The 15676-nt window shown below is 32.7% G+C and carries 13 protein-coding genes and 1 pseudogene; 5 read left to right on the top strand and 9 right to left on the bottom strand.

Going from position 1 to position 15676, the window contains the following annotated elements:
• Nucleotides 1-338: 338 nt before the first annotated feature.
• Nucleotides 339-1535: an IS110 family RNA-guided transposase gene (locus tag EPK97_RS13505; RefSeq protein ID WP_162037152.1), complete on the top strand. Its 1197-nt coding sequence runs from the start codon at nt 339-341 to the stop codon at nt 1533-1535.
• Nucleotides 1536-2320: 785 nt separating this feature from the next.
• Here the strand turns inward: EPK97_RS13505 and EPK97_RS13500 are convergent.
• Nucleotides 2321-2872, bottom strand: coding sequence for a hypothetical protein (locus EPK97_RS13500; RefSeq protein ID WP_162037151.1), 552 nt, complete (start codon nt 2870-2872; stop codon nt 2321-2323).
• Between the two features lie 311 nt (nt 2873-3183).
• Between EPK97_RS13500 and EPK97_RS13495 the strand changes: the two genes are divergently transcribed.
• Nucleotides 3184-3456 (top strand): hypothetical protein, encoded by a 273-nt coding sequence (locus EPK97_RS13495; protein WP_162037150.1) that lies wholly within the window; start codon nt 3184-3186, stop codon nt 3454-3456.
• Nucleotides 3457-3552: 96 nt separating this feature from the next.
• A complete protein-coding gene (locus EPK97_RS13490) occupies nt 3553-4479 on the top strand; it encodes a glycosyltransferase (protein WP_162037149.1) in 927 nt (308 codons plus the stop codon).
• A 671-nt stretch (nt 4480-5150) separates the two neighbouring features.
• Here the strand turns inward: EPK97_RS13490 and EPK97_RS13485 are convergent.
• From EPK97_RS13485 to EPK97_RS13470, 4 genes are all read right to left on the bottom strand, one after another.
• On the bottom strand, nt 5151-5603 hold the full coding sequence (locus EPK97_RS13485) for an NUDIX hydrolase (protein ID WP_162037148.1): 453 nt from the start codon (nt 5601-5603) through the stop codon (nt 5151-5153).
• 327 nt (nt 5604-5930) lie between these two features.
• Entirely contained in the window at nt 5931-6230 is a 300-nt protein-coding gene (locus EPK97_RS13480; RefSeq protein WP_162037147.1) for a hypothetical protein, read from the bottom strand.
• 188 nt (nt 6231-6418) lie between these two features.
• Nucleotides 6419-6835, bottom strand: coding sequence for an SMI1/KNR4 family protein (locus EPK97_RS13475; RefSeq protein WP_162037146.1), 417 nt, complete (start codon nt 6833-6835; stop codon nt 6419-6421).
• A 248-nt stretch (nt 6836-7083) separates the two neighbouring features.
• Complete coding sequence (locus EPK97_RS13470) at nt 7084-7386, bottom strand: ASCH domain-containing protein (protein ID WP_338075710.1); 303 nt, start codon at nt 7384-7386, stop codon at nt 7084-7086.
• A 139-nt stretch (nt 7387-7525) separates the two neighbouring features.
• Here EPK97_RS13470 and EPK97_RS13465 point away from each other — a divergent pair, with 139 nt between their 5' ends.
• Entirely contained in the window at nt 7526-8158 is a 633-nt protein-coding gene (locus EPK97_RS13465; RefSeq protein WP_240903818.1) for a DUF3885 domain-containing protein, read from the top strand.
• 120 nt (nt 8159-8278) lie between these two features.
• Here EPK97_RS13465 and EPK97_RS13460 read toward each other — a convergent pair whose 3' ends face one another.
• Nucleotides 8279-8719, bottom strand: coding sequence for a GNAT family N-acetyltransferase (locus EPK97_RS13460; protein WP_162037144.1), 441 nt, complete (start codon nt 8717-8719; stop codon nt 8279-8281).
• A gap of 1064 nt (nt 8720-9783) precedes the next feature.
• A complete protein-coding gene (locus EPK97_RS13455) occupies nt 9784-11556 on the bottom strand; it encodes an ABC transporter ATP-binding protein (RefSeq protein ID WP_162037143.1) in 1773 nt (590 codons plus the stop codon).
• A gap of 781 nt (nt 11557-12337) precedes the next feature.
• Between EPK97_RS13455 and EPK97_RS13450 the strand changes: the two genes are divergently transcribed.
• A complete protein-coding gene (locus tag EPK97_RS13450) occupies nt 12338-14314 on the top strand; it encodes an alkyl sulfatase dimerization domain-containing protein (RefSeq protein WP_162037142.1) in 1977 nt (658 codons plus the stop codon).
• 67 nt (nt 14315-14381) lie between these two features.
• Here EPK97_RS13450 and EPK97_RS21915 read toward each other — a convergent pair.
• A pseudogene (locus EPK97_RS21915) lies at nt 14382-14471 on the bottom strand (IS6 family transposase); the annotation flags it as partial.
• A gap of 765 nt (nt 14472-15236) precedes the next feature.
• Nucleotides 15237-15530: a hypothetical protein gene (locus EPK97_RS13445; RefSeq protein ID WP_205690264.1), complete on the bottom strand. Its 294-nt coding sequence runs from the start codon at nt 15528-15530 to the stop codon at nt 15237-15239.
• Nucleotides 15531-15676 lie beyond the last annotated feature (146 nt).

The raw sequence follows: 15676 nt of genomic DNA, 5'->3' as shown, positions 1-15676 counted from the left end.
CTAAATATCTTTTTATCCAAATATCACACCTTACATTATTTTAGACTACCCTTTTAAATTTATTAGAAATCAGGATCAATATATTTAGAATGATATTTTATTTTACTTTCCCAACAAGTGTTATCTTCCACAATCTGGCCCGATTCATAAAGAAAGACACTTCTCTTAGAGAAAAGCGCCAGAGGGATTCGATCCCGTCCACAATACTGTTCACCCCCTACTTGTAGAAACATGTTTGAGGCTGGTTGGGACATAGATCCCGTATAACAAGCGAAGCTATGAAACTACAAGTTTGGTTAGGGGTTGCCGGCAAATCTATTAAAGGGAAGTGATACAACATGGATCCAGTCATTGGTCTGGATGTTGCAAAAGGAGAAAGCCAAGTTCAAGCGTTTCTAGAAAAGAAAAGTCCTTACAAAAAGAGTTTTAAGTTTAAACACGATCGAATGGGCTTACATGATTTTTATTTGTTTTATCAGGAGGTAGAGCAAAAAGGCGGACAACCTCCGGAAGTTATATTTGAATCAACAGGGCACTATCACGAGCCTGTCTTGCAATTTTTAGAGGACCATGGTGTAACCTATTATTTAGTCAATCCTGTCATTTCATATGAGGCCAAAAAAGTGAGTCTACGAAAAGTCAAAACAGATGCCATGGATGCCTATCACCTCTGTGAGCTGTATTACAAAGAAGACCTAGAAGCATTTCAAAAGAAAAGTATTCAAACGCTAAACCTTCGTAATCTCAGTAGACAACATGATTCCCTGACGGGAATCTATGTACAAACCAAGTTGCAATTTCATACTATATTAGATCAGGTCTTTCCTGAGTATAAAGGAGTATTTGGGGACTTATTTTCAAAGGTTTCCCTACATACCCTACTCACTTTTCCAACACCTAAAGAAGTTGAAGAACTGAGTCTTAGTGAAATTGCACATGAAATTCACCATCTATGTAAGAGTCGTTCGAAGTCCTGGTCAGTGAAAAAGGCGGAGGAACTAACATCTGCCGCAAGAAATAATCCATATAAACAAACGCTATACTACAGTTATCTTATTAGTTTAAAGATGTATATTGAAATGCTTCTACAGTACCAAAAACACCTATCCCAGTTAGAGGCGGAGATAGATGCCATGGCTCAAGAGTTTGAAGCATATCATATTATTCGATCAATCCCTGGTATTGGAGGTAAGATTGCAGCCACAATCATCTCTGAGATTGGTGAAATTGATCGATTTAATAACCCCAAGAAACTCGTTGCCTTTGCCGGAATTGATCCTAGTGTTCATGAGTCGGGCAAATTTAAAGCGAGTATTAATCTTATTACAAAAAGAGGCTCTAGTAGACTTAGACAAATTTTATATACGGCCGTACAATGTGGCTTGATAAACACTCGAAATCCTAGACTAAAAGAATTCTATGATAGAAAACGAGAGGAAGGTAAGCCACATAAAGTCGCAGTCATTGCTTGTGCTAATAAGCTCATTCACTGGATTTATACCTTATTAAAACGAAAAGAAACATTTGTAATATAGTTTATACCAAAATAATCAATTAAAAGAAAAACTTCCTAAATCCTTAGAAGGAGGCTTATTTGCTATGCTTATTTTTATCCTAACACATCTAAATAAAAATTTTTAGAGTTTATTATTGACTTCCTATTAGCTGGTATTGTTGAATAATTTAATCATGCTTACCATAGACGATGGCAATCAGGATATGAGAGATTTATTACCACATCTTTTTATACAATGAGAAGATTACAGTATAATCTAAACAAGCAAGACACGATGTGTATTCGTTTCTCTTAAGTTTACTTAAGTCCTATATCATACCTGATTTAAATTTATATGTGGTTCTGATCACCTTTACAAATTGTCCAACTGCTTCTAATATCCATGTCTACAATCATCCATTTTGTAGGCTTTGAAAAAAGTTTGATCAAACACCTCACGCAATTTCATATTCTATGGCAAACAAAAAGAATCCATTTTGAAAAAAGATTGATCAAAATGGATTCTAAATTTGAGATTAACTACTTAATTTTTATAAAAAAGTTTAATCATTCTATTGTCTATCTTCTTCTATATTGATCGCTAGTTATTACCAGCACACTTTAATTTAAATCAAAATTTGTTTTTCAACAAAATAGCGCTATTCAAAATCCTAGTAATAACAAGGGTTTAACCGTATCGAGGGACAATACACCCCACTCTTAAATCATGATTAAAAGGAAGTGTTAATTATGCCTGAAGAACTAAAAAATGCAATGATTTCTGGTCTTATGAATGGATTAAGTATGCTATGGACTAATACCCTATCAGTCTGATAAGAATAAATTTGTATAAATAAAACCTTGAGCCATAGGAGGTCCTATAGCGTCCAACAAGCATGTAGAAGTTATACTAAATGGTGTTGGTGGTAGACCACCCATGTCAATATCTTTCAATAAAACAATTCCTTCTCCCACAGCTGCTATACATGCTGATAATATGCCGCTAGGTCCTCCACCAGAAGGTATAGATATTTGCTGTCCAATCTTACTTGCTAGCAAATTCGTCGTGGGGTCTTCACAACATACACATTCTCCAACGACGTCCTTTCGAATGGGCTTTAATTTAAAATCCGCTGGGAGAGTTAGAAAACCGACTGTAATGATTTGACAGATTGCAATTTCTATTCCCTCACTCGTCGTTGCAATAAAATCTTTGACTTCTGTTAGTGTAAAAGACATGGCGCCCCCACTTGGTAGTATAGCACCCAATGTTGTGATGATAGCATTGATCTCTGTTCCTGCATTTTCCAACTGTTCTAAAGCACACTGCATCGGACAAACGCAACAGTTACAGACTGATCTATCGAAATGTCCCATAAGATTCACCTCCTTTTTACATTTGGTGAGTTATTATATGAACAGAATAAATAGTCTGATTGGACATCTGCCTTAGGTGATCATAAATCCGCATTTGTCAGTGTCAATAGATGAAATGTCATAAGATAAAACTTTTTTTCTTGGGATAGAACCAGCACCTGAACGATGAAACGAAATTTGTTTAAATATCATGAGATTTCGGCACCAGAAACAGCCGTTTTTGATCATATTGCATACTCATTAATAAAGTTGTAACAATTTACATATACTTTTTTGTATGTATTTTTGAATTTTTTTTATAAGGAGGCAGTATGGATAACAAAAAAGAAAGTAATGTTCAAGGGAAAACACATAAAGTTCATAGACAAAATGACGATCGTATGAATTCTGAAAAACTCGTTCAGATACTCAAGGATATTTCGAATGATTCAAAAATATTAAACTTGCTCAAGGATAACCCTGTTGAAATCGCAAAAATGTACGGACTTACTGGAAAATCGTTGGAGGCTCTAACCAGTGCTGATGATTTACTACTCGTTAAACGACCAAGAAATATTAAGCTAGATGGTGAAAAAAAACGTTGACTTTTTACACCACAATTATAGCTTCACCTATACTCAAAAGTTCGTTTTTTTGAAGAAGAATATGCAAACAAGTCAAAGCTGGGGGGAAAAGTTACAATGTCTTATTCGTTTATTAGCATAGTAATTCCTGTAAGAAATGAATCTGATCGTTTAATTGGAACAATCAAGTCCATTATGGAGAACAGTGTTACTGCTTGTGAGAAAGAATTTATTATAGTAGATGATGCCTCTGATGATCCTTTCTATGAAAAAATGGTAGACGAGGTTTCTGAAGTTTGTGTTAAGGTGTTTCGGCTTAATGAGCATGTAGGCATTCCACGAGCAAGGAACTATGGTGTAAGTATGGCACAAGGTGACATTGTTTTTATAACGGATGCACATGTGCATTTTAGCAAGGGGTGGGATAGCTTTGTTTTAAATAACATAGAAGATAATAAAATTATAGCGGCTACCATTTGTGATCCTAAATCAAATTTTAAAGGTTACGGAAGCCATTTAGTTGTACCTTTTGTGGGGATAAGGTGGAATCAAAAATTGGATGTTGATCGCTCGCCTTTCGTTCAAATTGCATCTTCAGCAGGGACTGTGCTTACCAAAAAGTTGTTTGAGAGAATTGGAGGATATGATCAAGGTATGATGATATATGGAGGTGACGAGCCCGAATTTAGTATCAGGGCATGGTTGAGTGGCGCTGAAATTGTGTCCGCCCCATCTCTCCAAGTAAATCATCGATTTAAAACGATAGAAGAAGTTAGCACCTTTTTAAAAGGACTAGGAGCGAATTTGATTCACAATAATCTCAGGTTTGGACTACTATATTTAAGTGAACCCGCCTGCTTACAAATGATTAGATATTTTGCAATGCTCTATCCTAAACGAATACAAGAAGCAGTCAAACTGTTGCAAAAAAGTGACGTTTGGGATCGGAGAGCTCAACTCAATGAATCATTAATTTATGATTTTAAATGGTTTGTTCGCCATTTTAAAGTGAAGGATCAAATAAACCAAGAAATCTTTTTTTAAATGGGTAAAAACAAATAGGTCTGGAGGTGCAGATTGTGAAGTTCCTCTAAAATATTGATCTTTGCTTTTTTGTAAATCGGGAAATATGTAAAATTATATTTGTAAAACTCATCTAAAAACTTACTATTTTTATACAAATAGATTCTAAATTGAGTATTTTGCCCATCCCCCCGGATATGGAGCTACTAATGAAAATCACGTTTTAAGGTGTAGCATAGATCATTCCCATAAATGGCCGTTTATGGGACAATACTATTTTTGATTCAAAGATGTGAATTTCAATTTTATTTTGCGTACTATTTAAGATTTATTTTGCGCAAATATCAAATAAAGGATCATACTAATAGTCAAAACTCTTCTAATTAGGTATGATCCTTTTATGCTTTTTCAACAAAGGCGCCATTTTGTTGAAGAACACAAATATAAAATTAAAAGTGTTCATATTATTTATTCAAAAAAATAATTTTAATTAATAATACTGTATACGAAGCGAATTATTATAAAAATAATTAAAAATACTGAGACAATGACTGAAATTAGTTTGAGCATTTTAAATCGTCTCCTGTGTAAATTTACTCTGGTATGATCTCAATCAAGAAAGGTGCTTCTCATATTTTAGAAATGGCCAGATTGTACAAGATCATCTGATTTGGTTAATTAAAATTTTGGTTTTATTCCTTTACTTTCTTAATATATGGCTCAATATAACTTTGATATTCATCTGTTAAACCCTCTGGTAATTCGTTAATGTTAAAATACTGAACATCAATAGATTCATTTTTATCAATTTTAATATTTCCCTTAATATCATGAGTCAAATAAACAGCTGTCACTGAATATAATTCATCGCCATTTGGTACTTTAAAGTAGTATTCGGGACCCGAAAATACATTTAATAATTCCAACTCTCCAATTTCAAGACCTGTTTCTTCTTTAACTTCCCTCCTTGCGGTATCTTCTAGACTTTCACCTAATTCCATTAATCCACCAGGTAATCCCCAACCTCCATCACTCCTGTGCTGTAACAACAATTCGTTATTTTTATTAATAACTAAGACTACGGATCCCGTCAGTATTAAAGGACGATTACCTACTAACTTTCTTAATTCCATAACGTAATTCATAACTAATTCCCCTTATGTACATTAAAATAACAAAATTATATAAACTATTAATAAACTAAACTGCCACTTTAATAACGTTCTTTTATCCAAATAAAATATCATTTTATACAATTATATAAACGCTCCAGTGGAAGATTAGTAATTGTGAAAATGTAATCTTATTCCTTATAATCCTCATTAGCTTAATAAAAGTTTGATACATTTTCACAGTACTTTTTTAGTTCAAGGTGCTTCTCTTATTAGAGATACGCGCCAGATTGCTGAATAATAATTTGTTCTGAAAGCGAAAATGAGAGTTCCATTAAACCAACAAAATCTATCCCAAAATCATTCACCCCTTAAATCTAACCACTCCCAATAACTATCAAATAATTGATCGTGTAAAAAATCACTCTCTTCTTCAAAATCTTCCCGTACCTCTGTTAAGCTTAAGCCCAACCATACTTTATTATCCTCTAATAACGATGGGTTAGGATCAGTTACTCCATCAATTAAACATAACGCATCATGAAAAGCACACATGATGTTATCACGTACTATTTTTTCAATTACACTGATACTATCAGAATTAAATTGTTGAGTTTTTAAGGATTTTAACTCCTCTTCATTTAATTGAATTCTTCCCAAACTAATTTCTTAGATGGGTCTTTTAATTGATTTTTGATCATTGAGTATTCCTTAATAATATTGTGAAGCTCAACCAAAAATGCTCTTTTAAAGTCCACTTTCTTTTAAATCTCCTTCCTAAAAAAATATCAAAATACAATTTACATAAGATATACTGTTACCTATTTTAGCATTAATGTTTGTCACTTTTATAAATCTAATCTGTCAATTATGAACTTATATAAATTATCAGCTTCTTTGTCACTATATTTAGTACCTGGATACCATGCAACAACTGGACATTCACAATTGTACATTTTGAATGTATCTAAACAATAAATCCAATCGGCGCCAGGTTCAAATATTACCACATAACCCTCTGGAATTCCGTATTCTTTCCAACCTATTGTATTATCTACACTTATAAGCGTATTGTTTAAACCTATACCATCAATCTCTATTCCTTCAAAACTAACTGACCCATATTCAGTTAATATCCATTTATAACTATCTGGTAAACTAACATTCAATTTTTCTTCAATTTCTTTTATTTTAATATCTGAAGCTCCTTTTAATTTGTAGACGCTATTTTCTTCGACTAACTTTTTTAGCTCTTTTTCGTACATACTGATCACCTCTATATGTAGACACTATATTTATATTACCATATCTGTTTAAATCCTTATCAGCTGGTATAGCTTCTTTATTATCAAAGTGCTTTTTAACGAAATAAACTCAATAGAAATTAATTTTATCCTCCACAATATGGCCCAGATCATAAAGAAAGGCACTTCTCTTAGAGAAAAGCACCAGATTGTGGAAGATCGTTGTTAGTAAATTACCAATTAAGATGAAATTTATTAGTTTAATACTTTCACTTTAATAGCCAATGTATCCCATTTTTTTCTTGTTCTGGTGTATATATCTGATATGTTCCTTCTATCATATCTTCGATTGTCCAACCTTCACAATCAAATTCTTGAAATGGAATATCTTCATACATTCCCTTAAAATTATCGTATTTTCTTAGTTCTGTAACTTTAACCCTTAATGTTTCATTTTCTTCTGGTACCTTAACGAATTCAATTGTATCTCCAATTTTGATTTTTCTTCTTTTTTCGTCGTTTAAGCGTACTTCAACTGTTTTATTACCTTCTTTTATTGATTGCAAATACACTTCATATAGCCCCATTTTGTGTAACACTTATTACTTCACTGATTTCGACAGCTCCCCCCTATATTCCCTTCTTAAACTTAAAAGGTAGTTTTAATATAAAACGACCAGTGATAAAATGAAAGAAAAACGAGGTACTGATATGCATTTAAACGATTATATGAATAAGAAGTTCATAAACTTAAAATTAAGACCACCTCTTTTTTATAATTGGGATACAGGAATTAGATTTGAGCTGGGCAATCCAGATGAAAATAATGAACTAGTTTATATGGATCGTGTCTATCAGCGTTCTTTATCTCTTTTCAAAAGCCTTCATTCTCTTGATGATGAAATAATTATAGTTGCCAACGTACATCATGCTGGTGAAGAAAATATATTAAGAAGACGAAAATTAAAGATTTTTAACCACTATATAAAATTCAAAGAAGTTTTATTTAGATTACAACATAAGGTTATTCCATATGTCTTCGAGGACGTATACGACATCTACGACTTTGAAACACATAGATACACACTTCGATGTAAAGTTTCAGACGTAAAGTATATTAACTTAATAAAGGCAATTTGTAATCAAGACATGGATATAAAACCAAAAATATATCATGATATATTTTTTATCAATATTACCAACGATACGATTTTTCATATTTATGATAGCAGAGGTTGTGATGTTATTGCTTCAGAAATAGATTCTATAAGGGAATTATATAAAAATTATAATGACTGGGTTTTAGATTATGACAGGGTTACGATTGATAAGGCATTTGAATAATCACCCTGAACTTATTCAATTAACTAGACCTTTTCACGAAAAACGACGCCCTCTTTATTAAAGAAAAGCGCCAGATTGTTGAAGAGTATATTACTTATAACAAATATTAATACAGATTATTTAAAAATCTAACTTTAAGAAAACTTCATCTTCAGACTCTAAACCAGTTTCAGTGATTTTAAAACCTGCATCAATATATAATTTCATTCCAGTAGTATTGTTAGGATGAATACTCATCCAAACTTCTTTATTATCAAAGTTATTTTTTATTAACTCGATAACTTCTTTAAGTGCTAATTTCCCATATCCTTTTCCTTGATAGTTTTTGTCAATCATAAATCTAGCAAGATTCATATCTCCATCATCATCAAGTATATAAGAAGTAAACCCAACCATACAATCATCATTATATATTGCAAACAAGTACATATTATTCTCAAATTTAGATTGTGCAATTGAGTATGTATTAGATGGTACATATTCATTTTGTTCTTCAAGAACTTTCAACTCTACACATTCTTCCCAATTTTCATTATTTACTTCTTTTAATTGTACACTCATTTTATATCCCCTTTTTCTCAATTATATTTCTTATAGGGATTCATCCCTTCCTTCCAAACACTTTCTTGTTACACTTTAACATAAGTCACCATGAAAATGAGTATGGATCTATTCAATAAGAAAGACACTCTTCTTATTAGAGAAAAGCGTCAGATTGTGGAATAAAAAAATTAATATGTAACAAGTTGAAACCTTTAATTAAGAAAGTCGTACTAGTAACTAAAAGTTAAAGTAAAGGCGGAGAATCAAATTGTTTTTAATATAGAGTTACAATGTACAAACTGCGGACGCACTTTAACTTCAGGTGATGAAGTATTTATTCAGCTAACATTACCAAATGAACGTAAAATGCCAGTAGGTGTTTTAGATAAGGTATTAAGTAAGTATGCAAATATGGTTTTTTGTAAGAATTGTAATGAAAAAATTTAAATGGTCATTAGCATTGTAGCAGGATTTTGGAATAATAATTTATACACTTAAATTTTTCAATAAACGACAAAATTTATAATAGAAAAAGGGAAAAAAGATTTAAGACTACCTATACGCTTAGATAAATATATTAGATATCAAAATCTTTTTTTCTATTTAAAATATATTTTAAGAATAGCGCCTTAAAGTATATTAGGGGGTATTGAATTGAAAAGGTGGTTAATATCATTAACAATTATTTTTGGTGGAGGTTTTTTAATTCATACGAGATGGGGACTTCTACATTGATAATATTCACAAGTTATTCAGCTAAATGCTTTTGCTTATTTAAAATGAGAATCAAAAAAAAACTCATAATTCGCTTTTCTAACTCATGAGTTCTGATCAATCTTTCTTTTAAAATACAATAAGCAATACATGGTTTGTTGTCGGACGACGACAAACCATGTATCTTTTGCTTAATTACATCCTCAATTACTAACCACTTTATTTTGTTGACATAGTATCAGTCATTTTCATTCTCCTAGATTATAAGTAGAATTTAAACTATCCTATTTTCTGTACTGACTTTATCTTGTTATGTTTCAATAATAGTTTCATTCCACTCCAATATAGGGAGTATACAATGGAGTACCCTAGCTCTTATTTCCATAGACATACCCCTCTACTTCCTCTTCCTCTTCAGCAAGATATTTATGCCAAAGACGAGTAAATTCACCATTAGCATTATGAAGTTCCTCAAAAGTGCCTTCCTCAACGATTTCACCTTGTTTAAATACATATACATAATCAAAATGTCTCACAAGGTGTAATCTATGGAGAACACTAATCACACTTCTATCAGATAAATGTTCAAATAAACTCTTAATTATTGTCATTTCTACTGCAGGATCTACATTAGAAGTAGGTTCATCTAATAGAATAATCTCACTATCTCTTATAGAATAAATCCCTCTGGCTAAAGCTAACCTTTGTTTTTCACCACCAGATAAATTTACACCTTTTTCTCGAACATCACTTTCAAGTCCATTTGGCAATCTTTCTACAACTTCTTTAAAGCCCGAAATTCGCAACGCATTCTCAACTTCTATTTCACTACCTGACATTCCCATCGTTATGTTGTAATGAATGTTATTTTCAAAAATCTCAGGTTCTTGCGGAATAAGTGTGGTGATTGTTGAAAGTGAAGAAACAGGTAGATTCGTACCATCCTCTTTTGTCAGTGTTCCTCCCTCAACAGGTGTTAATCCACGTAATACTTTTAGTAATGTACTTTTTCCTGCACCACTTGCACCAACAAACGCTATCTTTTTACCCTTTTCTATAATTATGGATACATCTTTTAAATGATATTTCCCATCCCCATATGAGAATTTGAGTGAATTCAAGTTAAGTTGCTTCCATTGATCAAGATCAGTTCCAATATACTCATTCATTTTTACCTTTTCATCTAAGATCGGTTTTATTGTTTCAAAATCTGTTTTCCAGTGAATGACTTGTTCATAATCCCCTGAATAAAATTGGAATGATGACATGCATTGATGTAGATAGAAGAAAATGACTGTTACAGAACCAATCATAATTACACTACCAGCTTGATTCTGAGTGTAGATGTAATAAAAAATTAATCCAACATCAAGTGAAATCATGATGAGGGCAGCAATGAAACATTTTATATTTGTAATGTAATTCTCTTTCACTAAATGCGGAAATACACGATTAATACGTTCATCAATATCATTTTGTGCTGATTTACCTAGTCTTAACATTATAATCGTTGTGATATTACTAACATAATCATGTAGTCCAGCTGCAACATTATGAAACTTGTCATTCTGTGCACGATATTCTGGGATTGATAAGCTATATAATTTTTTAGTGATAACCACCAAAGTCAAACCACTGAATACAGCTAATACAGAGATAATTGGGGAAATTGTCCATAGAATAATTAATGGAACCCAAAAGTTCATAAAAAACTGAACATACATAGATTGAGATTGACCAAAATTAAATAATCCATCTGCAGCTTTGTTCACTCTATCGATCACAGCTCCTGAATGATTGTCTGAATGCCAACTTAGGGGTAACGATTGAAGGTGGTTATACATTGCATTTACAAAACGTTTTCGATTACGAAATGCAACAAATCTTTCTATAAAACGTGCACTCCTATGGAATATTTCAAATACAAAAAAACACAGAAGATAGAATCCTAACCAAGTAATAACCTCTTCAACCACAGTAGGTTCATTTCTTTGTAGTGCATTTAAGACCATGGAAAAAGCAAAGGGTTTACCTAATTCACCTAACATAGAAATTGCATGCAAGGTCAAGTAAACTACAACTTTCCATCTTTCTCGTTCAGCGTAAAACCATAATTGTTTGAACATATAAATGTATTCCAAAATACATCTTCCCTTCTAAATAAATATTGATCATATAATTTTACTAGATTCAATATTTACTAGGAGGGGCTCGAGTACGGTGTCAAAAACGTCAAATCATAATGTAATCCTCCAAATATAATTTGTTTAATTTCACTTAAAAAATAACATTTAATAAGGTCTCATGTCAATATAACTACTATGCGCTTTTTTGTTTACACAGCAGTGTGCATAAAATTACAAAAAAGAGTCCGAGCATAATATAAGGTATCCATATTTTATCTTTTTTCATAGGTCTTGTTAAAGAGATAGTCGGGGTAGTGGTTCTTCAACAATATGGCCCTTTTGTTTAATATGAGCGTCAAAAAAAACTCATGAATCTCTATCTAATTCATGAGTTTTGATCATACAAGTTTAAAATAAAGTTTGATCAAAAACACCTCTAAAACCCATATTTTATGATAAACAAAAAGAATCCATCACCGTTAGGAAGGTCAACTCCCTACCTTCTTTAATTTTCATATCTGTATGGCTTAATTATTTTACTTTTAGCCAAAAAAATCACCTCTCAAGATAATCTTATCTCAAGAGGGGATCCTATTCAATTATTTTAATCTTTTAAATGATCGATCTTTCTTTTAAACGATCAATCTTTATTTTAAAACTACAAATGATAGAGTTTCATCGAGTACACAGAAAATAGTTCTGTAGATTGATAAAAGTAACAAAATGATTAGAGTATAATTAATACTATATTCCTTTAATTGGAATTTAACAAAAAATTGAAAAAAGGAGAGGTTAAATGTTTAAGATGAGAAGGGGAGTTATCTTTTTCACAATCGTATTATTAGTGGTGATGATGGTTTTGCCGAGTGTTGGTGCACAGGAAAATCAACTTGTGGAGGAGGTACAAACAGAATTAGAATATAAGCTGGTAGGTGAAGAAGAAGGGCACTACGCTTATCAGAAAAATCATAAGAACGACCCAATAAATCCGGAAGTATCTGTATCGGAACATGGAAATCCAATGGTTCCAGAGTCATCTTATGAGCATTCAGATTACTTAAATGAGGATGCAAAAGTATTTAAGGTAGCTGACAATGTATATTCCTTTTCAGGTTTTGGGTTAGCCAATACAGTTATGATTGAAGGGGAAGATGGGATCATTATTATTGATCCCAATTCGGACATGCATGTTGGAGATATGGTGTATGCAGCGATTCGAGATATAACAGACAAGCCTGTAAAAGGGATCATGTACTCACATAATCATATAGATCATGTAGGAGGGGCAAGGTCATTTGTGACACGTGAGCAAGTCGAAAATGGGGAAGTTGCGATTGTAGCTCATCACAAATTAATGGGGAACATAAAGAATATTTTCTCCGTGATTACTCCGATCATGGTTCAACGGGGATCATACCACACAGGTGAATATTTGGACTGGAACTATAAATCAGGTAAAGATAACGGGTATGTGCATGGAGGTATTGGAGTTCCTTTCCAAGGAAGACATGAAGAAGAGAAGCAGGAGGAAATTTCTTTCTTTAAGCCAACGATCATGGTTCCAGATGAAGGTTCAACAATGACAATTGCGGGTGTTGAAATGGAAATTATGTACGCCCCATCAGAAACAGAAGATGAAATGGTGTTTTATTTACCAAAGGAGAAAGTACTTATTACATCTGAAGTAATCAATCCTACATTCCCCAATTTATATAGTCCTAGAGGGACGAAAACAAGGGACGTGGGACAATGGATAGAATCGATTGATGAAATGAGGTACCGATTCGATGAGGCCAAATACATGGTCCCTACACATGGGAGGCCTGTGTATGGAAAAAGTAATGTAAAAAAACGTATGACAGACTATCGAGATGCCATATCTTGGGTCTATCAACAATCCATTAGAGGAATGAATCAAGGGTTCAATAAAGATCAATTAGTTGAATTTGTCAATTTACCCGAGCGACTCAATGATCCTTGGGATCACGGGTTAGGAAATCATTATGGAGATTATAATGTCTCTGTGAAAGCCATCTATACGGACTTTTTAGGATGGTTTGAAGGAGATCCTACTGAATTATCCAGAGCCCCTTATGAAACAAGAGCATCAAACTATGTGGAAGTAATGGGCGGCTTAGAAAAAGTGAAGAAAGAAACAAGGGAAGCTATCGATCGAAAAGAATATGAATGGGCAGCTGAATTAATTACGTGGGCGGTGAGAGCCTTTCCTGAGGATACTGAGTCCAAATTATTGAAGGCCGAGGCGCTCGAGGAACTGGGGTATCTGTCGACGGCAGCCAATGTCAGAGGTTTTTACTTGAGCGCGGCACAAGAACTTAGAGGTGAATTAGAATCAAATGTTATTGACCCTGGTCGAGGAGATATATTAAAAGAATTAGACTTTTCTTCGTTAGTTAGCATGCTTACGTATAATTGGGATGCAGAAAAAGCAGAGAAAGATGATGTCAATCTTGGGGTCAAATTTGTTCTAAAGAACGGAAAAGAGAAAGAAAAAGTAGCAATCTTGGTAAGAGGTGGCGCAGTAGAATTTGTATCAGCAGAACATGCTGATTCACTTGGATTATTTGCTATTAACTCCACAGTAACGGCTACTAAAGAAAGTTTGGAGAGTATATTATTAGAAGAGTCTACTATAGAAGAAGAAATAGCGGAAAGAGGAATGGAAGTTTATAATGTGATAGGTTTCAAAAAATTCATTTCTTATTTGGATGGTGAAATTGCCTACCGAGATATAAAGCTAGCAGATAGATAGTGGAGGCAGTGGTTCTGGTGCAAAAATAGTCTACTGGAGAAATAATGTTTCAATAGATTCTATGAAGTTAAGAGCCTAGTCCGAACAGTTTATGTATGAATTCAACTTCATTTTGGACAGACTTCACCTGTAGGTGAAGCTGTCCCTTTCTTATGATTAGTCAAGTATATTTTAAGAATTATTATTTTTATGGTTTTACAATTAGTAGGGGAAATAGACTAATTTTTTTCTAAGAAGGGAATTCCTTATTGAACCTTTTCGAGGGGATGGGGCAGAAACACCCAAATTCAAAAAATTTGCTACCTTTGGCGAAGGGGCAGTTTTTCTTTTTATTATCCTTTTTAAAATGGATTAATTGATATAATCCGGTTAGGGTTTACATGTGAAATGGCTTAGAATCGTTCTCACAGAGGGGTTTAAGTGTATATAACCATTTTTCCCACTAACAATCAACTCCTAATTTGTTCTAGCTCTGTAGTATTCAAGTGAGTCTCTTTTCCAAATAATACTGTTCACAATCTTTTGGATGATCCTCAATCACACCGATCACCTTGTAACTAGACAATCATGAAAATCCAAGCTTCATTTTATCAAACACCCCATTCTAATATCAGTAAATTTATCAAATAGTTTTCTATCTACAGCTTAATAGCAATAGATGAATTTTATCTACTCTTCCCCATAAACTCTAATAATTAATTAGATCATCATCAAATTTAGTTAAAATTCCTAAGTTGTTTTCAAGAATAATCTTATCAAGTAAGAATCGTCATCTGGACACATCAATACTGGTAATATTTCTTCAGGTTTGGTTGATTCATATCTATCTTTTAAGAGCATTTTTCCTTTTGGATCGAATAACCAATCAAAATTTTTTTTAGCTCTAGGTTGTCATTTCTTCCTGATAGTTTAAGAATCTATTTCATTTGAATATTTTAAATAGCCCAAATATAAAAATAAAAGGAAATCCCAAAACTAAAACAAATCTAAGTAAGTAAATATCAAAGATGATACTTATTAGAACAATAGGTAGTCCAACCATAGCAACAATAGATACGAATTTAGTATAACGAATGACTTCCTTGGATAGCTCTGGTTCTTCTTTGTACATCCATCTTCTTCCAAATAATATACTTTCCTCCGGATAAAAATAAGTCCAAATAAACAAACCATATATAGGAATCATAAAAATAACTGTTATTATAAATTCAGCCATAAAGTCTCCCCCCTAAGAATTCCAATGAATATCAATTAAAGAATCCTTTTAAATAATTTACGTTTTCTTTCTATAAAGGTTTCGACTATTGCTCAATACAGGTTCTAAATATTTCAATCACTTTCTTTATGAAAATATTGATGAAG

It is taken from the genome of Chengkuizengella sediminis (assembly GCF_010078385.1).
Lineage (GTDB): Bacteria > Bacillota > Bacilli > Paenibacillales > KCTC-33759 > Chengkuizengella > Chengkuizengella sediminis.
Note: the sequence above shows the minus strand (reverse complement) of the source record. Positions and strands in the feature narration are given on the sequence as shown.

What these genes read in the sequence shown, in the direction of transcription:
- EPK97_RS13505 (WP_162037152.1), top strand. Translation starts at nt 339, where the DNA reads ATGGATCCAGTCATTGGTCTGGATGTTGCAAAAGGAGAAAGCCAAGTT.
- EPK97_RS13500 (WP_162037151.1), bottom strand. Translation starts at nt 2,872, where the DNA reads ATGGGACATTTCGATAGATCAGTCTGTAACTGTTGCGTTTGTCCGATG.
- EPK97_RS13495 (WP_162037150.1), top strand. Translation starts at nt 3,184, where the DNA reads ATGGATAACAAAAAAGAAAGTAATGTTCAAGGGAAAACACATAAAGTT.
- EPK97_RS13490 (WP_162037149.1), top strand. Translation starts at nt 3,553, where the DNA reads ATGTCTTATTCGTTTATTAGCATAGTAATTCCTGTAAGAAATGAATCT.
- EPK97_RS13485 (WP_162037148.1), bottom strand. Translation starts at nt 5,603, where the DNA reads ATGAATTACGTTATGGAATTAAGAAAGTTAGTAGGTAATCGTCCTTTA.
- EPK97_RS13475 (WP_162037146.1), bottom strand. Translation starts at nt 6,835, where the DNA reads ATGTACGAAAAAGAGCTAAAAAAGTTAGTCGAAGAAAATAGCGTCTAC.
- EPK97_RS13465 (WP_240903818.1), top strand. Translation starts at nt 7,526, where the DNA reads ATGCATTTAAACGATTATATGAATAAGAAGTTCATAAACTTAAAATTA.
- EPK97_RS13460 (WP_162037144.1), bottom strand. Translation starts at nt 8,719, where the DNA reads ATGAGTGTACAATTAAAAGAAGTAAATAATGAAAATTGGGAAGAATGT.
- EPK97_RS13450 (WP_162037142.1), top strand. Translation starts at nt 12,338, where the DNA reads ATGTTTAAGATGAGAAGGGGAGTTATCTTTTTCACAATCGTATTATTA.
- EPK97_RS13445 (WP_205690264.1), bottom strand. Translation starts at nt 15,530, where the DNA reads ATGGCTGAATTTATAATAACAGTTATTTTTATGATTCCTATATATGGT.